This is a genomic window from Bradymonas sediminis, assembly GCF_003258315.1.
GTDB lineage: Bacteria > Myxococcota_A > Bradymonadia > Bradymonadales > Bradymonadaceae > Bradymonas > Bradymonas sediminis.
Map to the genome: position 1 here is coordinate 1,614,641 of NZ_CP030032.1, position 23,284 is coordinate 1,637,924.

General features: G+C 60.1%; 18 protein-coding genes. 12 read left to right on the forward strand and 6 right to left on the reverse strand.

Going from position 1 to position 23,284, the window contains the following annotated elements:
• Positions 1–296: 296 nt before the first annotated feature.
• Entirely contained in the window at positions 297–962 is a 666-nt protein-coding gene (locus tag DN745_RS06020) for a GMC family oxidoreductase (RefSeq protein WP_111332995.1), read from the reverse strand.
• On the opposite strand from DN745_RS06020, the gene DN745_RS06025 reads away from it, so the two are divergent.
• On the forward strand, positions 953–2,419 hold the full coding sequence (locus DN745_RS06025; protein WP_133622055.1) for a hypothetical protein: 1,467 nt from the start codon (positions 953–955) through the stop codon (positions 2,417–2,419). The two genes, DN745_RS06020 and DN745_RS06025, sit on opposite strands and share 10 nt — an antisense overlap.
• 111 nt (positions 2,420–2,530) lie before the next feature.
• Positions 2,531–4,603, forward strand: a complete 2,073-nt coding sequence (locus DN745_RS06030; protein ID WP_133622056.1) for a PQQ-binding-like beta-propeller repeat protein — start codon at positions 2,531–2,533, stop codon at positions 4,601–4,603.
• A gap of 17 nt (positions 4,604–4,620) precedes the next feature.
• On the opposite strand, the gene DN745_RS06035 is transcribed toward DN745_RS06030, so the two are convergent.
• From DN745_RS06035 to DN745_RS06045, 3 genes are all read right to left on the reverse strand, one after another.
• Complete coding sequence (locus DN745_RS06035; protein WP_111333000.1) at positions 4,621–6,165, reverse strand: GMC family oxidoreductase N-terminal domain-containing protein; 1,545 nt, start codon at positions 6,163–6,165, stop codon at positions 4,621–4,623.
• Positions 6,162–6,812, reverse strand: a complete 651-nt coding sequence (locus DN745_RS06040) for a twin-arginine translocation signal domain-containing protein (RefSeq protein WP_111333002.1) — start codon at positions 6,810–6,812, stop codon at positions 6,162–6,164. The genes DN745_RS06035 and DN745_RS06040 overlap by 4 nt, the downstream gene beginning before the upstream one ends.
• Positions 6,813–7,014: 202 nt before the next feature.
• Positions 7,015–8,184, reverse strand: coding sequence for a DUF7151 family protein (locus DN745_RS06045; protein ID WP_111333003.1), 1,170 nt, complete (start codon positions 8,182–8,184; stop codon positions 7,015–7,017).
• 339 nt (positions 8,185–8,523) lie between these two features.
• On the opposite strand from DN745_RS06045, the gene DN745_RS06050 reads away from it, so the two are divergent.
• From DN745_RS06050 to DN745_RS06080, 8 genes are all read left to right on the forward strand, one after another.
• On the forward strand, positions 8,524–8,949 hold the full coding sequence (locus DN745_RS06050) for a PilZ domain-containing protein (protein WP_162687495.1): 426 nt from the start codon (positions 8,524–8,526) through the stop codon (positions 8,947–8,949).
• 136 nt (positions 8,950–9,085) lie between these two features.
• Positions 9,086–9,982, forward strand: coding sequence for a diaminopimelate epimerase (gene dapF, locus DN745_RS06055; RefSeq protein WP_111333007.1), 897 nt, complete (start codon positions 9,086–9,088; stop codon positions 9,980–9,982).
• 69 nt (positions 9,983–10,051) lie between these two features.
• Entirely contained in the window at positions 10,052–10,210 is a 159-nt protein-coding gene (locus DN745_RS19255) for a hypothetical protein (RefSeq protein WP_162687496.1), read from the forward strand.
• 77 nt (positions 10,211–10,287) lie between these two features.
• Positions 10,288–10,935, forward strand: a complete 648-nt coding sequence (locus DN745_RS06060) for a hypothetical protein (protein ID WP_111333008.1) — start codon at positions 10,288–10,290, stop codon at positions 10,933–10,935.
• Positions 10,936–11,453: 518 nt separating this feature from the next.
• Entirely contained in the window at positions 11,454–12,467 is a 1,014-nt protein-coding gene (locus DN745_RS06065; protein WP_162687497.1) for a peptidase MA family metallohydrolase, read from the forward strand.
• Between the two features lie 85 nt (positions 12,468–12,552).
• Positions 12,553–17,865, forward strand: coding sequence for a tetratricopeptide repeat protein (locus tag DN745_RS06070; RefSeq protein WP_162687498.1), 5,313 nt, complete (start codon positions 12,553–12,555; stop codon positions 17,863–17,865).
• Between the two features lie 67 nt (positions 17,866–17,932).
• The gene (locus DN745_RS06075) at positions 17,933–18,598 is read left to right on the forward strand and encodes a metal-dependent transcriptional regulator (RefSeq protein ID WP_111333012.1); all 666 of its coding nucleotides are present in this window, start codon (positions 17,933–17,935) and stop codon (positions 18,596–18,598) included.
• A gap of 51 nt (positions 18,599–18,649) precedes the next feature.
• A complete protein-coding gene (locus tag DN745_RS06080; RefSeq protein ID WP_111333014.1) occupies positions 18,650–19,066 on the forward strand; it encodes a thiol-disulfide oxidoreductase DCC family protein in 417 nt (138 codons plus the stop codon).
• 28 nt (positions 19,067–19,094) lie between these two features.
• Here the strand turns inward: DN745_RS06080 and DN745_RS06085 are convergent, their stop codons facing one another.
• Together DN745_RS06085 and gltX are read right to left on the reverse strand one after the other, a co-directional pair.
• Positions 19,095–19,934 carry a hypothetical protein gene (locus DN745_RS06085; RefSeq protein WP_133622057.1) on the reverse strand — a complete coding sequence of 280 codons (840 nt, stop codon included), beginning with the start codon at positions 19,932–19,934 and terminating at the stop codon, positions 19,095–19,097.
• Between the two features lie 49 nt (positions 19,935–19,983).
• Entirely contained in the window at positions 19,984–21,390 is a 1,407-nt protein-coding gene (gene gltX / locus DN745_RS06090; RefSeq protein WP_111333017.1) for a glutamate--tRNA ligase, read from the reverse strand.
• 262 nt (positions 21,391–21,652) lie between these two features.
• Here gltX and DN745_RS06095 point away from each other — a divergent pair, with 262 nt between their 5' ends.
• Entirely contained in the window at positions 21,653–22,675 is a 1,023-nt protein-coding gene (locus DN745_RS06095) for a penicillin-insensitive murein endopeptidase (protein ID WP_162687499.1), read from the forward strand.
• A 60-nt stretch (positions 22,676–22,735) separates the two neighbouring features.
• Positions 22,736–23,197: an SRPBCC family protein gene (locus DN745_RS06100; protein WP_111333021.1), complete on the forward strand. Its 462-nt coding sequence runs from the start codon at positions 22,736–22,738 to the stop codon at positions 23,195–23,197.
• Positions 23,198–23,284: the final 87 nt, after the last annotated feature.

Here is a 23,284-nt window from a genome sequence, read left to right on the forward strand (position 1 = left end):
AGCCCCCAGGCTTCGCCCAGGGGCTTAGATGGTTGCTCTTGCAGCCACTTTGCAGGACCCAAGCTGCGCGAACCGACCACTTTGCCGATCCGCAACTTCAAGAACCGACCCTTCCTAATAAACCGACCATTTAGCCCCCCAAGCGCAGCTGGGGGGGCAGGCGCGCATGCGCCGGGGGGCCTCACCGCGAACCGACCACCTCGCCGATCCGCAACTTCAAAAACCGACCCCTTTGCCGATCCGCAACTTCAAGAACCGACCCCTTTGCCAATCCGCAACCCCTCAAATAAACGGGTTCAACCCGAATAATCCGCCACGATCGCTCGCCCCACATGCAACCCCATGGCGTAAATCGAGACCTGCGGCGGCACCCCGATCGACGTCGGAAACAGCGACCCATCGGCCACCCACAACCCCGTCGCGGCGTGGAATTTACCGCGGCTGTCGACCGCGGCGCGCGCCGGGTCGTCGTCCACCGGGACCGAGCCCATTGGGTGCACGGCGGTCATATCGATAAGTCCGGGCTTCATCTCGAGCGCGTCGATCCAGTCGAGTGAGTCGCCGGGTTTTAAGATGCGCGGGGGGCGCATCGGGACGATGACTTCGGCGGCGCCGGAGGCGAATAAGAGTTCGACCGTGCGGGCGAGCCCGAATAATAACTCGCGCCGGTCGGCCTCATTGGGCCACCAGTCGATGTCGACGCCGAGCTTTCCGGACGGGCGAACCTTTCCGACGCTCAGGTCGTGGATCATGGCGCTTAAGACCGCGAAATGATCATAGGATTCCATGAGTTCGCGGTGCGTCTTGCCCCAGCCTGGGAGCATCTTCGCGGTGGCGACCGGGTGGGCAAATGAGTTGATGATCCAGGTTCGGTTTCCAGGGATGTCCTCGGCGTGTGCCGCCTCGAAATTCAGAAATTCGGTGCATTCATAGGATTGGGGGATGCCTTTCCATGCCTGCACTTTTTCATCGAAGCGCCCCGCGGCGACGAGCGCCGGGTGGATGCGCAGCGTGTTCCTCGCCCGTAGAAGCGGACAAAATCCGAATCTATCGAGACCGTGCAATAACCAGCAATAATGATCCAGATAATGATGGTCTGAGCACCGAACTTGAAAATGCGATCGGTCTTATGCCTTTTGGTCTTGACCCGAATAGTGCCGACACATCCCAAGATGGCATTATAGACGGCCTGGCTGTTTATGGCTCGGACGATCTTCCACTCCCCAATCTTGGGGTCATCGCCGAGCAAAAAAATATCGTCGTTGAAGTTGACCATATTGTTGGCATGGAACTTAATTCAAACCGGCGGGCCGCAATACAAGCTACAGGATATGCACTTGACGAAGTCAGCCTAAATTTTATCGGTTTGACAGGCGAGTACGCGACATACCCGGTGACATCCTGCGAACAGGAATGCCATTTTATTGCTGGTCGTGGATGGATATGCGGGTCCGTTTGTGAAGATATAGAAGTGCCAGTCGTGCCGCCCAGCAACGTCACGTCAACCATTCCTGACTCAGAGATTGGTCCGGAAGAAAGTTGTGGCGCAACTTGTCTCGAGCAAGCTAGTCCAGGTTCAAGCTTCAATCTCAATAAGTTTCCATTTGTGCGGCGAATAGCTTGGGCTTATATTTATGATGCTTGCGGCAGTGCAAAAGGTCCTGAAACCAGCGGCATTGGTCGGTATGGCATCGTTAAGTGTGATGGCACAACTTTCGCCCATGAACTCGGTCATATGTTGGGGCTCGGTCATGGTGGACGCAATGATGTTCGGCCTTATAAACCAAATTATTGGTCGGTCATGAGTAATGGCATGACATTACCGATGCCAGAGGGGGGCTATATGCTTTTAGAAACGGAAGAAAGCGCCAGTCTAGGTTTTACAAAGGGTCGTCCTGCTCGTTTCTCAAATTCAAACTTCGGGCCTGTTAACGAAAATGCGCTCGACGAAGAGGCAGGTATTACAGGCGGTCATTGTTTGAATCAAGATTGCTCCGATTATTCGGCCCCATATACTTTTGAATCCGTAAGAAACCCTTATAGTCCCCCTCCTGGTCAGATTAGTCCCTATTGGGCCGATGTTACAGTGGGCTGGTTGGATTGGGAAGTTGATGGGGAAATTAATCCAAACCCGGTTATAATGAATATTGATAGTCAATGTGAGTATAACGAAGAGGAAGAGGAGTGGACCAATAAGAATGCGGACGCGACGGGCCCCACTCAAGCAATATGCTACGAAAAATTGCAGCCAAAAAACGACCATGATTTCTTCAAATATGAGATGCACGCATATAATTGGACCATCTGTGAAAACCTCGATGCTCAGCGCGACGAGTTGGGATTGAATCCGGTAACGAATTGCACCACTCCTCTCTTACCTTTTCATCTTCTCCCCACAAATGAAATTAGTTGTGAATAGTGCATCCTATAAATCGCCCTCGATATTTGGCATTCAAACACTCAAAATATTGGGGGTTGTTTTAGTTGAAGACTGCACAGTCAATGTGTTACGCCATCGAAAGTTATAGATATGAATTATTCAGTCTCGTTATCTGGAATCTCAAAAAAATATTTATTTTTTATAGTTTGGGGGCTTTTTTGTGTTGCGTGGCCTGGCGCAGCGTTTGCGGACTCAAACACCGATAGTTTTGGAGAAACCGACGACAGTTGCTTATATACCGGACTGCTCGGTGGTCCTTTTCCAGGCGTTCCAGCCTGTGAGCAGGGGCGCACCACCGAGATGCCAACCTGCACGAATTGCACACGCTCATGGAAGCCTGAACGCGAAGAGAGAATTGAGTGCGAAGATCCCGCCGATTGCGTGCAATTGACCGCGAAATTCATGGCCTGCGCAGGACCTATCGGCCCGTTTGCAGTCGATGATGAGGATAATATCTATTTCTGGGCGGGGCGCTGGACGCTACACTCGTTGGATAGTCAGGGAAACCTGCGGTGGCGTTATAAATTCTGTAATCCGCCCGAAGACTCCTTATGCCGTGCGTCACCAAACGATTGCCAGCCAGATGCGGCCCGAATGGTTCCAATGGTGGTGGATTATCATGGAACCCTCTTCTTCTTTATTGGTGATATCTTTTACGCGATCAGCTCGGAGGGTGAACTGCTTCTAACGCATCGGGTCGACATCCCGGAAGTGCCGGTGGGACCGGGACAAAATCTCACCATTGCCGACGGACCCGCAAATGTTACCGGGGGTGGTTGGTATAATACCAGAGGAGCCCCAGTCCTTTATGAAGACGGCACCATTTTAGTCAGTTTTGGTGTTTCAATGCCTGGCCGGAATGGCGAACTCCTCCGCACGGGGGCTATTAGAGTGTCTCGTAGCGGCGCGGTATTAGAAGCCGGGCATTTTCTGTGGAAAGACGATCCTTCCAAACGATTGGGGATGACGCGGCTCGCCGGTGTTCACAGCGGACAATTGGCGCTAAGTGGGCGGCGTAGGTACTCTGATAGCGAGGGTATAGATTATAAAGAGGGAGCGTTTTATGGGCTCAATAACCTTGAGCCACTCTGGAATATGGAACTTCCCTTTGGGCATTCGGAGGAATCAGGGAGAGACTTCGACGAAATCGAAACCGACCTGGCCATTGGTCCGAACGAGCGCGCCTTTGGGGTGACCTATCATGGCGTAGTGTATGCGTTTGATGTGAAGAACAAAGTCGGAAAGCCGATCTTCAACTTTCATGAGTCTGAAGCTCTCTCCTGGCAAAACCGCCCCGTTATCGCGGCGGATGGGACGATGTATCTAGCTTATCATCATTTTCCACTGGGCCCCGGCGTATTGTGGGCCATGGATACCCAAAAACTCTGGGATGAGCCGGTTCCTCAGCGCCTCAACCCACATGAGATGCCCGATCCGGATGACTATGAAGGATTGAAGTGGCGCAAGATTTACAGCGGCTCCGGCGGCTGGTCGACGCCCGTGCTGAGCAAAAACGGTCGGTTATACGAGGCGATGGGCGGTATCGGCGCGCTTGACCCGGAAACCGGCGAGCAGATCTGGCGTTTCGGGGAGCGCACGATGGCGAGCGCGCCGACGATTTTGTCGGACGGTACGATTGTGGTGGGCCAGGGCATCACGGGGCGGATCTTTTTTCTCAAAGAAGACACGCCCAATGGCGGCATGGCGGACGAGGGCTGGCCGGGCGCGATGCGCGATCATTATTTGTCGAATAATGCGGCGCATCCGTTCCGCTGGGATCGAAGCGGGGACGCGCCGTATCCGCCGCTTGAGGATCTGCTCGACGAGGCGGGGCCGTGTTGGAATGAGGTCGGTTGGGACGTCGACACGTGTGGGCCGCTTCCGGATCATAGCGACCGTGACGTTCCGGGCGACGAAGATGCGGGAGCGGTCGATGAAGACGCGACGTCGGTTGATGCGGGCGGGCAGCCGCCGTCGGATGCTGCGGGTGATGTCGGGAACGACTCCGCTCCCGAGGCGCTCGGGAGTAGGGGCTGTGTGGGGTGTTCGGCGAGCGGTGCGGCGGGAGGGCCGGGGCTGCTGTTTTGGGGGATGCTATTTGGCGGGGCGGTGTTTTGGCGCTTATTGGCGCGACGTCTTGCTAATCCAATATCCCCCTTGTGATGCGCTTTGCTTGAGCGCTAGGTCGAATAATCCGCCACGATCGCTCGCCCCACATGCAACCCCATGGCGTAAATCGAGACCTGCGGCGGCACCCCGATCGAGGTCGGAAAGAGCGACCCATCGGCCACCCACAACCCTGTCGCGGCGTGAAATTTACCGCGGCTGTCGACCGCGGCGCGTGCCGGGTCGTCGTCCATCGGGACCGAGCCCATCGGGTGTACGGCGGTCATATCGATCAGTCCGGGTTCCATTTCGAGCGCCTCGATCCAGTCGAGGGAGTCGCCGGGCTTGAGGATGCGCGGGGGGCGCATCGGCACGATGACTTCGGCGGCGCCGGAGGCGAATAAGAGTTCGACCGTGCGGGCGAGCCCGAATAATAACTCGCGCTGGTCGGCCTCATCGGGCCACCATTTGATATCGACGCCGAGCTTTCCGGACGGGCGAACCTTTCCGGCGCTTAAGTCGTGAATCATGGCGCTGAAAACCGCGAAATGATCGTAGGACGCCATGAGTTCGCGGTGCGCCTCGCCCCAGCCGGGCAGCATCTTGGCGGTGGCGACCGGGTGGGCAAAGGCGGGAATAATCCAGGTGCGGTTTCCCGGGGCGTCGGGGGATTTGTGGGCCGCCTCGAAGTTTAGAAACTCGGTGCATTCATAGGATTGGGGGATGCCTTTCCATGCCTGGACTCTGGCGTCGAAGCGCCCGGCGGCGACCAGCGCCGGGTGCACGCGCAACGCATTGCCGATGGCGTCTTGGGGGCCCGGGAGCCGCGAGCGCAGCAGCAGGGCGGGGGTGCCGGTCGCCGAGGCCGACACACACACGCGCTCGGCGTCGATGCGCACTTCTCCGATGACTTCGCGGGTCGTCGGGTCCAGCGCCAGCGCGTCGACGCCGAGCACCTGCCCGTTTCGATGCCGCACGGTGACGGCGCGGCAATGGGTCAAAAATTGCGCGCCCGCGTCGACCGCGCGCGGGATAAATACCTTGGTCGCGTTGTTCTTTGCGTCATAGGCGCAGCCAACCTCGCAGAACCCGCTGCCGATGCAACCCGTTCGGTTATGGCGCAGCCCGCCGCCGCGCCAGCCGAGGTTCTCGACCCCATCTTGCAACAATTGATTGTGTGGATTTCGCCGGGTCTCGGGGATCTCGGAGACGCCGATGAGCGCCTCGACTTCGGTATAAAGCCCGTCCCAGGTCTGCAGCGACAGGTGTTCGAGCTGGTGGTCGCGGTGCCATTGCTTAAGGATCGCGTCGGGGATGCGTTTGCATAGGTTGATGTTATGGACCGTTGAGCCGCCCAGCGCGCGCCCCTGCACGATGGTGCAACTTCGGTTTTTATTGGTCTGGGAGCCGTTGGCGTAGAGGAGTTCGGGGAACATATCCTCCTCGCGCTGGTTCATCTGTGCCGGCGGGATAAACGCGCCAGACTCGAGCACCACGACCGATAGGCCCGCCTCGGCCGCGACCATCGCGGCCGCCGCGCCGCCCGCCCCGGAGCCGATGATGCACAGATCTGCCTCAATATGCAGGGGCAGGTCGAGAGTTGATGCGTCGAAAATCATAGCGTTCCTTTGGGGCGCGTGCCGGCCGGGGCGATGAGGCGGGCGTATTTTCCGGCGCTCTGGGGCGTTTGCACCGGCTGCGGGGCGGGGCGCACGAGCAGCGGGCCGTCGTAGCCCATGGGCTCCCAGGTCTTCGGATGCGCGTACCACCCGAGCAGCGAGAGGTCGCGAATCCCGCGAAACGCATCGCCGAATTTGGAGCCCATCTCATTGAGGCGCTGCAGGTAGGCGAGGCGTTTGGGCGGCGACAGGCGTGTAAACCGAAGCACCGATCCATTGAGGATGGTTCCATGCTCGATCAGCCCGAACATCGCGTGGATCTCCACCAGCATCGTGAAGGGCAAGCCCTGCAAAAAGGTGTCGACCTTTTGGGCGACCTGCAGGCCGCTTGGGCTCGTCGCGCTCGCCTGTCGAAGCTCGGTAGGGCTATCGGGAATCAGCGCGCCCGCGGCGGCGGCGAGCACCGCGATCTCCCAGTCGGTCAGCACGGCTTGAGACCAGGCGTCGCTGGTTGGGTCTTCGTAAAAGCAGGTTCGCCCGGTCAGCGCGAGCGCCGCGACGCCCGCCGCCGATAGCCCCAAAAATTGGCGCCGCGAAAGATGACGGTGGTTGCTCTTTTGTTCTGGCTCGTTTTTGTCTTTTGTCATGAGTTGGGACCCATCCTGATTGCGTATGCGTCGCGCAAACGCTGCGCGGGCAAGTCTGTCGCCGCTTGCCCCTGTATACCATAAATACTCGCATCTAAGTTCTAGGCGAATTATGGCAAATAAGAAGGCCCGCCGCGAAGATGAATTCGGGCGGGCCGTCGGGCGACTCAATTGAAGTCAATCAAGTTAGGGGGGGCGAAACTTAAAGTCCCGGCGCGTTAGTGGGGTATCTTGTGATCGCTACCATCCAGAAATCAACCTCATTCATGGAGCCCTCCTCACAGCTAGCCTCCCGAGCGTTGCATGCCGCGATGATTCCGCCGGCCTCCTCGAAGCGGTGCAACGCTGCGGTCGCGTCCGCCAAGGAGTTGGAGGTCAAGGTATCGGCATCTGAGCTGCTCAATTCAATCATGATACTTGTACCATCGTACGGCGCTGGCATCTGGTTTGAGAGGCTCTCGAATCGGATTCTATCGTGCCGGGTGGAAGTGGTGCCGGTGTCATGAACCGTGACGAGCAGCGCGTCGGGTGCCGGATTGGTATAGAATACTTCGTCGCCGAGCGTGACGTAGATGCCATTCGGGGCGTCGGAGTATGCGTAGGTCGTCTGCCCGAATTCCTCGCCGCTCTCCGGTTGACTCGTATCGTAGACCAGATCCACCCTGCAGGGGGTGCCTGGCCCGAGCATATACGGGTAAAGACCGGTGGGGTTTAGAGCCATTTCAACCGTGCAAAAGAGCGTCAATTGCGGCTCGACGCAGGCGTTGGCGGGCTGCGAAAGGATCATCGAACCCGGGCATTTTTCCTCGCAGATAAATGTCGTCTGGGTGACTTCATCGACGTCGAGGATGCCGTCTGCGCTGGTATCGGCGCCAACTTCGATGCGGCTTCCGCCGGCAGGGCAATTGTCGCCAAGGGGCTCTTCGTTCACCGCGACCAGGGTTTGAACGCCATCTTCGCCGTCGACGGTATCGCAGACGTAGGATGTCTGAGTGACCTCATCGGCGCCGAGAGTCCCGTCGCTGTTGGTGTCGACGCCGGTCTGAATGACCTTTCCTCCGTTTTCGCAGTTTTCGCCAGCGGGCTCATCGGCGAGGTTCACCAGGGCGCCGTCTTTTCCGGGGGCGCTATTGCAAATATAGGCGGTCTGCGCGACCTCATCGGCATCGAGTACCCCATTATCATTGGCGTCGAGACCGGTTTGAATAGCCTGCCCGCCATTTTCGCAATTTTCACCGGCGGACTCTTCGACGAGATTCACCAGAGAATTGTGCGCCTTTGAGCCGTTGCCTGAGGCGTCATCACCGCAGCCAAGGGCGCTGGTGGCCAATAAAGCGATCGCTGCGAGTGCTAAGATCTTTCTATTCATCATCGTATCCAGTGTTGCTGAGTAAATAAAACAAAGCTGTCCCAAACTTGTGTGTCTTAATTCGCAACATAAAGTTTCTTTCGGGTTTGGACAATGTGGTTGTGTGAGGAAATCGCTTGTTTGGGCGACCGTTCGCCGGCATAAAAAAATTGACCGCATCTCTACGTCGGGTACCGTGGTTGTCGGTGTTGCACTTAGGCGGTGTCACGGATTGAGGAATACCGACCTAAAAATTGAATCCGCTGGCCATGCCAGGAGGGCAAATACGCATAAGGAAGTGCGTGCCGGTCGGATTCGGAAGGGATGCAACGAAACGACATATTTACGGATACGGAGATCCTTATGTTCGCGCACAATCTCGAAGATTCGAATATTCGCCGCACCCCCCAGGCTCAGCCCACCTTTAACGGCATTCGGCGCTATAATCGCTGCCAGATGACCCTCGACGTGGTCGTGCAGGACCAGGATGGCTGGGAGATTCCGCTGGAGAGCGTGGACATCAGCCCCACCGGCATCTTCGTGCGCTCGAATTTCCTCTTCGAGGTCGGCGAGGTGCACACGTTGATCTTCGAGGTCCAGGGCAAGGGGCTCTTTCGGGTTCAAGGGCGCGTGGCGCGGGTCGAAGAGCCCGACGCTCAGGCCGATTACGCAGGTCTAGGCGGACTCGGCGCGATGAGCGCGAGCATGACCCCCGGCATGGGCTATGAATTTATCGAAACCCACGAAAAAACCTGGCAGGACCTCTGCGCGGTCGTCGCGGGCGTCTGAGCTTCGGTATCTGCTTCGAATTAAAGGCGTTTTATCGCTTTATATTCAGGGTTTATGGGTTGAGTTCTTGTGCTTTTGGGCGTATGAACGCCGCGCTGAACGCCCCGTCAGTTCTCCACTTTGGTGACGAAACTCCGTGAAAAACGCTCAGAAATCCCAGCGGATTCCGTTTTTTAAATACCACGGATTGGGTAATGATTTCGCGGTGTTACGTACCCGTGATTTCAGCGATGGGCGACCCGCGGAAGAGGTCGACTTCGGCGCGAAAGCGGTCATGCTTTGCGACCGAAATCGTGGCATCGGCGCCGACGGCTTATTGTTGCTGTGGCTTCCGGAAGACGGCGATGATTCCGCAGAACTCGCCCCAAATTCAGCCCGCATGATCATCTATAATCGGGACGGCACTCGCCCCGAGATGTGCGGAAATGGCGTGCGCTGCGTGGCGCGTTATCTGATTGAGCACGAAGGGTTTTCTGCGCATGATTTGCAGATTGTCAGTGACGCCGGGCCTCGCGCGTGTCGCTTGTTGATGGGCGGCGCGGAGGCGTCCGCGCGAGAAGATGATGTCTGGCAAATTGAGGTTGATATGGGGGCGGCGAGCATCGCGCCCCAGAATATCGACCTCGAAGAACAAGGGCAGGCGTTTTCGCTGGTTCGCGTGAATATGGGCAATCCGCACGCGGTGGCCTTTGAGCGAGACGTCAATGATGTTGAGTTGTTGGAGTGCTTCGGCAGCCGATTGAACGCCGCGCACCCGGCTTTTCCGACCGGGGTGAACCTGGAGTTCGTCGAGCAGGTCGGCCCGCAAAGACTGCGCGCGAGCGTATTTGAGCGCGGGGTAGGGCGCACCCTGGCATGTGGCACGGGCGCCTGCGCCGTCGCGGCCGCCGCGGTTCAAACGGGCCGATGCGACCCGGCGTTTCCGGTGGAGGTCGAACTCCCCGGCGGCGCACTCTCCATCACCCTGCGTGACGGGCGCGTCTGGATGGCCGGGCCGGTCGAAGCGGTCTTTGATGGTCGCATCAAAAAATAACACGAACGATATACATACCTTTTAATTTCGCACCGAGTTGACCTCGATAGATAGCAATAAGGAATAAAGATGACCCAGAGCCGACTGATCAAATTCGCGATTTTACTTGTCTCCGCCATCTGCCTCAGCGGGTGTGAGGGCGAGTTTCTGGTCTTCGGAAATATGGCCACGATGGGGATCACCTGCGCGATGCTCTATTCGACCGTTCGCGTGAAAAAAGACGCTTAAGTAGGCCGCCTATGTAGTTTCTAAGGCACCTGGTTTTGGTCTGCATCATCGGGCCAAATGACTCGTGGGAGTACGCTATGAAGATTGAGGACGCATTAAAACCCGAGGTTAGCCCCTACGTTTTTTTCACGGAATATGTCCCTGAATTATTCGAGGCGCGCCGGGAGCTGTTTTGCGAGTCATCCGAAGTCGACGTGATCGTGTCGGTCTATTTTAGCGATACCGACGCGCGCTATACCTGCGAATTTCGCGCCGATGGGTGCACCGTCGAGTGCGATGAGATGATTGATTTCCCGGTCGCCACCATCATTGGCAATGAGTCCGATTGGGAAGACTTCAAGCGCCATATGCTCGAGATTCTGGTGCCGCTGGAGCGGCGGGCCAATGATTATCGCGACCGCGCGGCGGCGAGCATGAGCCGGCTGACCGCTGAATTTTTGGAGCAGTTAGAGCGCTTTGACGGCGTCTTCGAGTGCACGCTGACGGCGGAGGGCCTCGATGCTCCCATCGAAGTCGAGCTGGTCCTCAATGATTATGATGCCCCCGACGGCGCTGCGCGCCTGCGGCTCGGCGCGTCGTTTGAGACCGGGATGGCCCTGGCCACCGGCGAGATCTTCCCGACCGACTTGCCCGACCGTGTGCGCGTCGGCGGGGAGCTGAGCCTGGGGCTCGAAATCGGAGGGCTCTTGCTCAAGCATTTCCCGGAGCTTGAATCGCGCGGCTGAGCGCCGGCGGGTTATTCTCCGGCAGGAGTGACAAATAAAGGATGTGCTCAAAAAGGAAGCGCCGAGGCAATATTTGCCTCGGCGCTTCTTTATTGGGAATGACTCATTCAACAATAGGGCAACATTGCATTTTAGCGGTGGCCTTCCGAGCCCAAAATACATCCATTTCATACATTCGTTGGGGAGTAGAGCAGGAAGTGTGCCAACTTGAAGCGAGCACATCTTCGGAAATTCAACACGCTCCTGAGGCGTTCTATCCACTCGTGTGCACGGGCGGCGCCCGCAGCGTCTAGCCGGGTGTGCCTGATGTGAGGACATGAATGTCCGAGTGGATAAACCTCTGTCCACTCGGCTCGGGGCGCGCACTTTTAGTGGTGGCGCCGCGGTGTGCTCGGCGATTTTTAGAAGTTGCCCTTTACCCGGGGCTTCGGCTGCTTAGGTTGGTGCACCGGATTGGATTGGGTTTGTAATCTGCGCTGTAGGGACTGCTAATGAATTCGCTGCGATTGAAAAAAACGATGGGTCTTCGACGAGTGGTCGCGGCGATACTATTCTCAATGGTTTTGGTCTTTTCAGGGAACGTCAGCGTCTTCGACAAGGGGGCACTTGCTCAGGATTGGGTCGCCAGCGCGCAGGCCCAGATTCCGCCGGAGCAAATGACCACAAAGGCGATGCCCGCCGATGGCCTGACCTTCCACTTCCTTAAGCGATACAGCCCGGCGATTGAGAAGCTCGCCGAGGAGGCGCCCGCGCTGCGCGAGCGCGCCCACCAGAACCTGGGGTTGGTTGATCCCGCGCCGATTGACGTGTGGATTTTGCCGAAGGTCTCGGACTATTACGCGCTGCGCGGCGAGCCAAATCGCGCGCCGGAATGGGCGGTGGGGCTGTCGCTTTCGGGGCGAAGCACCATCATCGTCGCCCACGGCGGGCAGCGTACGCCGGATGACGTGATGTTCACCTATGCCCACGAACTCGCCCATGTCGCGGTTGACCATGCGCGCGGCGATGTGCCGGTGCCGCGCTGGTTTCATGAGGGGTTCGCGGTGATGATGGCCCAGGAGTGGACCCCGGAGCGCAGCGAGAAGCTCTCCCAGGCCGCGGCGAGGGGGCAATTGCAGCCGTTCTCGAAGCTGACGCGGACTTTCCCGTCGCATCAGATGTCGGTGTCTTTGGCCTATGACCAGAGCTTTCATTTCGTGCGCTGGATGCAGGATAAATACGGCGCGGACTTCTGGGCGCGGGTGATGCGCCAGATGGAAGGAGGCGCGGACTTCGACGGCGCGATTCGGGCCGAGGCGGGCATCACGTTGCCTGAAATCGAGTCTCAGTGGCACGAGCAGCTCAGTTCATCGACCAATCGCTGGTCGATACTGGCCGATGAGACCATAATATTTTTTGGCGTTTCGCTTCTTTTCATATTAGCCTATATTCGTGCGCGCAGCCGCCGACGTCGCCAATTGGCATCAATGGAAGATGACAATAGCGACGAATGGCGCTACGACCCAGCACGCTACCCGCTTCCCGGGGATTAAAGAGTACCGCCGTAAGAGCGCTATCAAGGATGATGCGCCCGGCAGTCGTATTGGGAGGCGATTGACTCAGCTAAGGATGGCTACGATGGCGCATACCACCCTCGATCTCACTCCACGTATAAATCGACGCAGCGGTCCCGAAGACGGGCGCGCCGCGAAATTTCGTCGCGCATCGGTGCCCGGCGAATCGGGTCAATCCTCGATGGAATCGACCGCGCGCCGTGCGGCGTATCGCCCGCGCGAAGAAGTCGCGGTGCGACGCGATGTGGTCGAAGAGTTTCGAAATCGTCTGGAGCGCGACGCGACGCACACACCCGACGCGCCGGAGGCGGTCGAGGGCTCGCTGATCGGCATCGCGCGCGCGGAAGAGGCGCTGGGTCGCTTCGAAGAGGCGCGCCTTGCGCTCAAACGGCTATCCAATTTGGGAGATTTCTCGCCGGTGGTCTGGGCGCTTTCGCGGCGTTTGCACCGTCGGGAAGGGCGCCGCGAAGCCGCGCGCGATACGCTTCGGCGCGCCTATGAGGTCGCCGAGCCGAGCCTGGCTGTTTTGCTCAAACTCGAAGAATTGCGCCAGGATTGGCTTGACGATGCGCCGCCCAGCGAAGTCGCGGTCGCCTTGCATATTCTCGCCGGCGATATGGCTCAGCAATCCGGCGATTATACGCGTCTGTGGAAGACCCGCCTGGAGCTCGACGCCCTTCTTGAGCAGGGGCGAATCGACCGGGTTGGCGAGGTCATCGCGCAGCGCGCTGTTGCGTTTGATGACGGCGAGATTGCCGATTTGATGCGCACGCGCTCGGCGATTTGGAGCGCGGTCTGGGGGGATGTGAGCGGCGCGGCGACCTTGCTCGAGCAGATTCATCAGCGCGCGCATCTTCGCGGTGACCTGGGTGAGTTCTTGGGCTCCCTCTATTTCGACCTGGGCGATCGCGAGTCGGCGACCACGCTGTATCGCGGGTTGTCCGAAGAGTCCGAGCTTGAGCCGACCGAAGCGGTCGGCGCGGCGATGCTTCAAGAGAGCGTCGCGCGCGACCTGGGCTCGGCCGACAAGATGTTGGCCGACCTCTGCGCGCGCGAGCCGGAGGATTGGACCGCGCTTCGGGTCCGCGAATCGCTGCTCGAGCGACATTTCACCGCGGCCGATGCCGGGGGCGATGACGCCGAGTCGGGCGGCGTGTCTGGCACCGGTACGTCGCTGATCGATGTCCTTAATATGCAACTCGAAGGGCCGTTGACCAACGGCGAGCGCATCACGAAGTTGACCCGGCTCGGGCGCCTCTACGAAGAGGAGGCTCAGGACCAGGTCGCCGCCGCCGAAGTCTACCGCGAAGCGCTGTCACTGAAGGCCGACCATCTTCCCGCGCTACGCGCGCTCGGGCGACTCTACGCTCAGCGCGATAATTTCTCGGGCCTCGTCGACCTTTACGAGCGCGAGATTGCGCAGATGCAGGGCGCCCCGAGTGTGTGGCGCCGGCACTTCCAGGCGGCCGAGCTCTATCGCGTGCGCCTCGAAAATCGAGTGCGCGCTCTCGACCATTATCGCCACGTGCTCGACCATCGCCCGCATTATTTGCCGGCCCTCAAAGCGGCCGCGGGACTCCTGGGCGAGCTGGGCCGATGGCGCGAATTGGCCGACCTCTTTTTGGCCTCGGTCGAGGTCGCGCCCAACCGCCGCCAGAAGATGTATCTGCTCGATAAGGTCGCCGAGGTGGCCGAGAACGAGCTGCAGAATTACGACGTCGCCATCGGCGCCTGGCAGGAAATTCTGATCCTCGACGACCAGCACCCGCGCGCCTTCGCGGCGCTGGGGCGCCTGTACGCGCGCACCGGTCAATTCGCCGAGTTGATCGAGTTGAATATGCGCGAGCTCGAGCTGGTGGAGGATGACGAAGAAGAGGCGGTGCTGCACCAAAAATGTGCCGAAATCGCCGAGCGTCATCTCGAGGACCCACAGCTCGCCGAGAAGCATTATCGCCGGGCCCTGGAGATTCTCCCCGACTTCCTGCCCGCACTTGAGGGGCTGGGGCGCATCTATATGCGCAATAAGCGCTGGGACGATATCATCGAGATGAGCGGGCGAGAGCTGCGCGAGACCGATGACCCGCGCGAGACGATTCGCCGACTCGGGGCGCTTGCCGAAATCTTTGAGACCCAGCTCGACCGTAGCGAAGACGCGATTCGCATTTACGCGCGGATTCTCGAGATTGCCCCCGAAGACAACCACGCCCTGGAGTCGGCCCTGCGCTTGAATTATGCGCTCGGTCGTTTCGATCAGGTGGTGGTGTTGGTGGAGCGAAAGATCGCCGCGACCGACGACCCGCGCGCCTTCGCCGCGTTGCACGGCGAGTTGGCTGGAGTCGCTGAGTGGCAGCAGGGCGACCTGGCCGGGGCGTTCGCGCGCTATCTTATCGCCCTCGACGCCGAGCCCGGCAACGGCCATTGGCTCGCCGGTATCGCGCGGACCTGGTCGTATTCGAGCCTGTCGGTCGATGAGGTCGCGGACCGCCTCGAAAATAATGTCATGAAGCCGATGAACGCGCAGGCGCGCGACCGTTATTTCAAGGTCATCGCGCGTCTTCGCGAGCGGGCGCACCAAAGCGCCGATGTCAGCCGAGCGTTTCGCACGCACGGCTCCACCGAGAGCCTGGAGAACCAGCTCGTGTTGGAGTTGGCGATGGCGCGCGGCGGAGAGCGCGAGGTCCTGCACCAATTCCGCCGGGCCAACCCGCAGCATCCGCTGGAGCGCTTGCTCGAGATCAAACGCGAGGGCCTTACGGTCGGCGATGTCGACGCGATTCGCGCGGCCATCGACGTGCTGGAGCCCTCGGAGCGGGCGATGCTTTTGGGCGAGTTGCCGGTGAATGTGGCGGCTGAGTTCTCGAGCCCCGAAGACCCCGCCGAGCTGCGATTGTCGGCTGAGTTGGTGCGCGTGCTCGAAGGCGAAGTGCTGCGCAGCGACGAAGATTATCAATCCGAAGACCCGCTGGCGCTTCGCCTTCGCGCCGTCGAAGCGCGCCAATCGCATGACTTCGAGGGCTATGTGCTCTGGACGCGGCGCGAGTTGGCGCTGCGAGATAGTCGTGACCTCAAGGTCTCGCGCCTCACCGAGTTGGCCGAATTCGCCGAGCGCCACCAGCGCCACGAGCAGGTCGCCGACTTCTTGGCCGAAGCCGCGCGCACCGCGTTCCCAGAGATGCGCGCTCAGGACGAGGCCGCCGATAAGGTGGAGCCCGCGGAGCAACTTGGCGCCGAGGCATCCGAAGAGCAGGGCGAAGAGGTTGTCGCCGAGGCGGGCCTGGAGGGCGACGCAGACGCCGCGAACACGGCAGAAGCGCCCGACGAAGCCGAGGAGCACTTTCCCCAGGATATGTGCGACGGCCCGACGCTCGACCGCCTCTACCAGACCATCCGCAACGCCGAGGGTTTTGCGGGACGCTGGATGCTGCTGCGCGATTGCCTGGACGCCCACGCGATGCGCGACGGGCTGACCCGAAGCCGTCGCCTCTATCTCTTCCGCACGCTGGCCGAGATCTTAGAGGAAGAGCTCGATGACCTCGACGGCGCCTCGACCGCGTTGAGCAATTGCTGGCAATTGTCGGAAGACGCCGCCTATCTGCGCGAATTGGTGCGGGTGAGCATGGCGCTTAATGACCTGGAGCGCGCGATTCGTTTCCAGCAGCGTCATTTCGAGCATATGACCAACCCGACGCGGGCCATCGGTGCGAACCTATGCATCGAGTCCGGCCTGTGGTTGGCTGAATTGCTGCTGCAGAGCGAGGAGCGCATCGACGACGGCATCGACTGCCTTGAGCATCTCCTGGCGAGCTATGAGGAGTGTGAACTCTTCGAGCACGCGCGCCGGCAATTGGCCTACGCGTATTTCGAGCATGGCAATCCCTACCGCGCGGTGGAGCTATTCCAACGCGTGCTCGACGGTGAGATCTCCAGCGAGAATCTCAAGGATTGGCGCACGCTGGTCGAGGTCTACCGCGATAAGCTCGACGACGGCCTTACCGCCTACGAGCTGCAATGGCAGATCGTGGACGCGGGGCTGGGGAGCGCTCAGGACCTCGATGAATTGGTCGGGCTCGGCTTCCGCGCGGATATGCTCAAGGACTGCGCCGGCCGCCTGGAGTCGATGGCGACCCAGAAGGGCAGCGATATGCCGCCGGCGCGCCAGCGCCAATTGCTTGGCCGCGCCGCCGAGATCGTCGAGGAAGACCTTATGTGGCCCGAGGAGGCCGTGCGCCTCTACACCCTGGCGCTGGAGCGCTGCACGGGCGCCAAGAATGCCCAGGACGGCGACGGCATTGAGCTATTGCGCCGCCGCGCCTTCTGCCTGGCGCAGATCGCCGGGCGTGAGTCCCAGGCGCTTGAGGAGTTCCGAAAGATTGTGCTCGTCGACCCCTTCGAGCCCACGACCTATCGGGGACTCAGCGACCTTCTGGGGCGGGCGCAGGCCTTCGACCGGGCGCGTATCTCCGATCAAATCCTGCGCGTGCTCAATTGCACCGTCGAGAACGAGGCGCTGCCGACCAAGACCTCGCCGTCGCGCCTTATTAGCGATGAGCAGGTTGAGCAGTTCCTGATGCCGGCCGGGCTGAATGTCCAGATGATCGACACCCTCGCCGCGGCGATGCCCTTTGTCGAAAAGGTCTGGGCCGATGAACTTCCCCAGCGCAAAGCGCTCGAGGGCGTGAGCCTGAACCGCCTCGACGCCCAGGACGCCTGCGACAGCATGCAGGCCGCGATGGACGCCTTTGGTATCCCGCGCTTTAAGGCAGAGTCTGGCGACGCTGGCCCGATGACCCCGCAGGTCTTCTCGGCGGGAACGCCGAGCATCTGGGTCAATTGGGAGCAGATCAGTCAGATGAACGCGGCCGAAGCTCGGTTCATCGCCGGGTATTGCGCCGCCTTGGCCTGGTCCGGATTGCCGGCCTTGCTCGCCCTCGACGGGCGCCGGGTGTGGCATATGGTCGAAGCCGTGTTGCTCAAGCAGACCGGTCAGGGTTTCGGCGAGCGCGTCGATATGGCGACCCAGGACCTGGTCGAGCATATTTCCAGCCCCTTCCACGCGGTCGCGCGCCGTCGATTGACCAGCGCGCTTGAGCCGGTGATGGAGCAATTCGCGACCGCCGAGTGCGAATTGTGGCCCGGCGTCCTGGAGGAATTCGCCTGCCGCGTCGGCATGGTGACCGCCGGGGATGTGAGCGCGGCCGTGCGCGGCTTGCTCAGCTTCCACGGGTGGAACCTTGGCCTGGACGCTCCTGAGACCCAGAAGCAAATCCGGCGCAACCCCAGCGTGCGCCGACTGATCTCCTTCGCCATGAGCGACGATTATCTGGAAGCACGCTACGCCCTGGGCCTGGCGGGGCGTCCGAGTAAACTCGTCAGTTGAAGCCGCGCGGGCGGCGGGTTAACGTGCATCGAAAGATGCATTCTTTGACCCGCTGCCCGAGTAAGCGATGCCAACGATTTCCGTCGAAAATTACCTCAAGGCCATCTATCATCTTGAGTCGCATGGGGAGGTGCCGGTGAAGACGAAATCGCTGGCCGAACGCCTCGAGATCTCGTTGCCGTCGGTGACGAGTATGTTGAAGTCTTTGGCCCGCGACGGTCTCGTTGATTATAAGCCCTATCACGGGGCGAGTTTGAACGAAGACGGCGTGCGCGCGGCGCTTAAGGTGATTCGCAAGCATCGCCTGGTCGAGGTCTTTTTGGTGCAGACCCTGGGCTTGAGCTGGGACGAGGTGCACGAAGAGGCCGAGCTTTTGGAGCACGCGGTGAGCGAATCACTGGTCGCCCGCATCGACGACTTTTTAGGGCATCCCAAATTCGACCCCCACGGCGACCCCATCCCCACGGCCGACGGCCAGATTCACCGCCTGGAGACCATCCGCCTCGACGAAGCCGAGCTCGGCGCGACCTACCGACTCGAGCGCGTCCTCGACCAGGAATCCGACGTCCTCCAATACCTCGATAAGATCGGTTTGACGCTGAATCGCTCCTTCACGGTGGTTGAGATTCTATCCTTCGACGGCCAGCTTTTCTTGGACATCCACGACACCGACCCGCTGCGCGCCGCGATCAGCAAGTCGCTGGCCGAGCGCCTCCTGGTCACGAAATTATGAGCGCTGAGAACCGCTAAACCCGCCACGCGTTTGATGAATCGGGAGTGAAGTATGTCAGAGACGATCGAGATTGATGATACCGAGGGGCTTGAGGCGGGTCGGCTCGACCGGCCCGCGCTGCTCTGGGATGGGAAATGCGGGTTTTGCAAGCGCGCCCTCGGTCATATCATCGCCCAGGCTGGGGACCGTATTCGCTACGTGAGTTATCAGAGTTTTATGCCGTATTTCCCGGAGTTTCGCGAAGAGGACCTCGCCCGCGAGATTCATTTTGTGGAGCCCGATGGGAGCGTGTACCGTGGGGCGGCGGCGATCTTTCGGGCCCTGTCCATGCGCCCGCAGGGCAGCTATTTGATGGGGATCTACCGGCGCAGCGCGGTCTTCGCAGGGCTCTCGGAGTGGGGCTATCGGCGAGTCGCGCGTAATCGACAGTTCGCCAGTCGGGTCGCGAAATTTATCCCCGGCTGGTGAGTTTGTGTTGCCCCCGAGCGGCCCTGGTTCAACGGATCGTGAACTGCAGGCCGATGTTGGCGGAGGCGTAGAGCAGGGTGGAGAAGAAGGCGGCTTCAGTGGATTCGCCGATGGCGGCGGCGCGGCGCGCGGAGTCGCTTCGCCTGCCGTAGTGACTGGTGGCGAGCGCGTGCAGTCGGGCATCAAAGACCAGCCCAATGCGGCTATTGATGTCGAGCACGGCGCCCACGCCGGTAGACATCGCCAGGCCAAGTCGGTTGGAGGCGGCGGGCCGGGTGACATGGGTCAGCACGATCTCGGCGCCGATGGGGATGAAGAAGTCAATGGCTTCGTCGGGCCAGTAGATGCGGTAGTCGCCGCCCAGGCCGACCACGATCAAGGAGTCTTGCAGGCGGCTGGGGATCGATTCATTGATGGGCGGGCTCAGCGGTGCGTATTCGGTGCCGCTATCATCGACGGATCCGTCGGCGCGTTGACGAGTTGGGGGGAGCGCGCGGTCGCCGCGGTAGTAGGTTGTAAATGAGGGGAGGTCAAATACCTGCAGGCTCGCGCCGGCGGTCAGGTTCGAGGCGACCAATTTCAGCGAGGCCGCGACCGAGCGGCCGGTCTCGATATGGGCCAGGGATGGGATGATCCAGGGGCGTTCGTCGGTGCCGCTGGTGGGCAGCGGTTGAGCGACGACTTCGTTTCGCAGGTAGGGGCTTAGACCGAGCGCGGCGCCCACGCCGACCTCAACCCCAAATTGGGGCGGGTCGGCGTGGGCGACGCTCGGCAGCAGCGTCGCCCATCCCAATGCCACGCTTGCCAAGAGTGCGGCGCGCGCGGCGAGGATGAGCGATGGTTGAATTTGGCGGCCCTGCACACTCACATTTCACTCCGTGGTTCGTTACGCTTGGGCGTCGCCAGTTTGGCCTGGGTTACTCGGCAGCTTTCATGCGCTCGACGCCGGCTGCCAGACGCTCCAAGACGCGCTCGCGGCCGCAGAGGGCGACCGTCTCGAAGACGCCCGGGCTCGAGGTCGAGCCGGTCAGGCAGACGCGCGTGGGCTGCGCGAAATGCTTGAGGCCAAGCTCGTATTTCTCGACCAGGTCGCGGTAGATCGCCTCGATATTCTCGGTCGTCCAATCTTCGAGCGCAGACAACCGCGTATGCAGCTCATCGAAGGCGTCGGCATATTTTTGCACCAACCATTTGCTCGCCGCTTTCTCGTCATACTCGACGGAGTCGGTGAAGAAGAAGGCGCCTTTCTCGGTCATCTCGACCAGGGTTTTGGCCCGACCGCTCAGGGCTTCGGCGATCTCGGTGAGACGCGCGAATTCCGGCGAGTCCACGCTCGGCGCGGGCAGTCCGGCTTCGGCTAAAAAGGGCAGCCAGCGCTCGGCCAACACGGCCGGCTCCAGGCGCTTCATCCACTCGGCGTTGACCCATTGGAACTTCTTGATGTCGAATTGCGACGCGCTCTTTCCGACATGGTCGAAGTCGAAATACTCGATAAGCTCTTCCATGCTGAAGATCTCCTGGTCGCCGTGCGACCAGCCCAGGCGCGCCAGGTAATTATTGACCGCTTCGCGCAAATAGCCAAGGGCGCGGTACTCGGGGACCGAGGTGCTGCCCTTTCGCTTGCTGAGCCCGGCGACCAGCGCGACGTGGCCAAAACGCGGGGGCTTGGCGCCCAGGGCCAGGTACACCGGAAGTTGGCGGAAGGCGTTATTGAGGTGGTCATCGCCGCGCACGATATGCGTGACCTCCATGAGGATATCGTCTACGACCACGGTGAAGTTATAGGTGGGCGTCCCGTCGCTGCGCAGGATGATGAAGTCATCGAGCTCGGTGGCCGACACGGTGACCTCGCCCTGGACCATATCATCGATGGTCAGATCGCCTTCCAGCGGCGACTTAAAACGCACCACGAAGGGCTGGCCTTCGGGGTGGTCATCGCGGTCACGCCAGATGCGCGACGCCGCGGAGAGGTCTCCGCCGGACTCCATCGCCTTTTGACGGCGCTCTTCGAGCTCTTCTTTGGTGGCGAAGCATTTATAGGCGTTGCCGCTAGCCAGCAACTCCTCGACTTTTTCTTTATAGATATCGGTGCGCTTGGTCTGGAAGAAGGGGCCTTCGTCGGCCTCCATGCCCATCCAGTCCATCGCTTCGAGAATCGCGTCGGTATATTCTGGCTTACTACGCTCAAGGTCGGTATCCTCAATGCGCAGGATAAACGTTCCTTTGTGGTGGCGCGTGTAGAGGTAGTTGAATAGGGCCGTGCGCGCATTGCCCATATGAAGGAATCCGGTATTTGACGGGGCGAATCGCAGACGAACGGACATGGTAGTTCCTTTGGTGTGTCAGCATAAGTAAAAACCGCAACAGGGCGGGTTGGCTCGAACTATCACGCTGAGAAAATGCCGGTCAAGCCGTTAGAGTGACGCGAGGAATTCCCGGGCGAACTTTCGCGCTTTGGCCCCCTCGATAAGCCGTCAGCCAACCCGGCGGGTTGACGCATAGTGCGCAGATCTCTAAAGAAAGTTAGGTTTGGATTCGATGGATTCGGTCCATCATCGCAGTGAATTCGGTTTTAAAGGTGTAGTCGTGAAAAGATATCCAATCATCATCGCTCTGCTTCTGGCATTTTCGGCGATCAGCGTGAGCTCGCCGGCGTTTGCCGAAGACCGCAGCGCAAAAGAAGGCAATATCGTCCGTTATACCGTCGCCGAAGGCGATACGCTTGGGGGAATCGCGCTAAAATTCGGGGCCGAGTTGGAGGACGTTCAAACGTGGAACGAGCTCAGCGGGTTGGAGGTCGAGCCGGGGCGTGAGTTGATCGTGAAGTCGGGCAAGAAGGTGAAGAAGAAGCCCAGCGGTCCGGTCCCCATTACCCACCGCGTGCGGCCCGGCGATACCTTCGAGGGGATCGCGAAAAAATACAAAGTTAAGATCTCCAGCGTGAAGCGATGGAACCGTGGGGTTAACCCGCGAAAGCTGCAGATCGGCCAGCGCGTGCGCGTGTACGTGCAGTCCAAAGGCGGCGCGTCGGAGTCCTATGGCAAGGCCAACGGCGGCCGGCTCTATAACGGCGTGCCGCTCAAAGACGGCCCGGGGCTGCAGGTTCGCTCGAAGGCGCGCGCCTATGCCACCGAGCGCACCACGCGCCTGATTCGCGCCGCGCTGGCCGACGTCAAAGCGCGTTGGCCCGACGCGCCCGAGGCGATCGCCGGTGACCTGAGCCAGCGCGGCGGCGGTCGGATCCGCCCGCACGCCAGCCACCAATCCGGGCGCGACGCCGATATCAGCTATTATTATCGGGGCAACGTCCAACTGCCCAATCTCTACCCGATCACCTACGAGACGCTGGACGCGGTCAAGACCTGGCATCTCTTCAAGACCCTGATCGACACCGGCAAGGTTGAATTCATCTTCGCGGTTCGCCCGGTGCAGCGCGCGCTCTATGAGTATGCTCGCTCCATTGGTTATACCGAAGAAGAGCTTGAGCCCATTCTGCAATACCCGCGCCCGAACAGCGCGCGCGAAGGTATCATTCGCCACGTCTCGGGACACGATACGCACTTTCATATTCGCTTTACCTGTGGTCCGCTGGACCGTAGTTGCCGCTAAAGCCCCGCGGCGAGTGCTGCCGGGTTAGTTAATGCGCGCTTTATTTTTGAGGATGTAGATATGGCATGGATTGAAGGCACCGAAGAGCAGACCTTTGTCGTGAATAGGGGTTATGATGAGGTCGCGAATTATTTTAGCGACCCGGCCGAGTTTAAGCGTTGCCTGAGCGACCTGGAGTCGGCCGAGGAGGTCGAGCCGATGGTGTGGCGCTGGCAGCTTAAGGAGAAGTCCGAGAAGGGCATCACTTTTCGGGCCGATTATACGGTCGCCTACAAGGCCAGCGACGGAGAGGTCGAGTGGGAGACCCGCCAGGGCAATATGCGCTCCGCGGGCGTCGCTCGGTTCAAGAAGCTCTCCGACGAGCGCACCGAGGTAAATTACCGCGAGACCATCGCCACGGATCTGCCGGTGGCGCGTCTGCTCGCCAAGGTCTTCGGGCCCATCGTCGCCCGCGAGATTCGCCGCGGCGTCGGCTCCTTCCTCGACGCCTCGCGGGAATGGCTCGAGCATGGCTCCAAATAATCCCTTCGATTTCGAGCATTTCTTTCCTAGATATTGCGCGCGCAAGTGCCGCGTTTTTGGGAAACTCCCCTCCGATATTGAGAACCG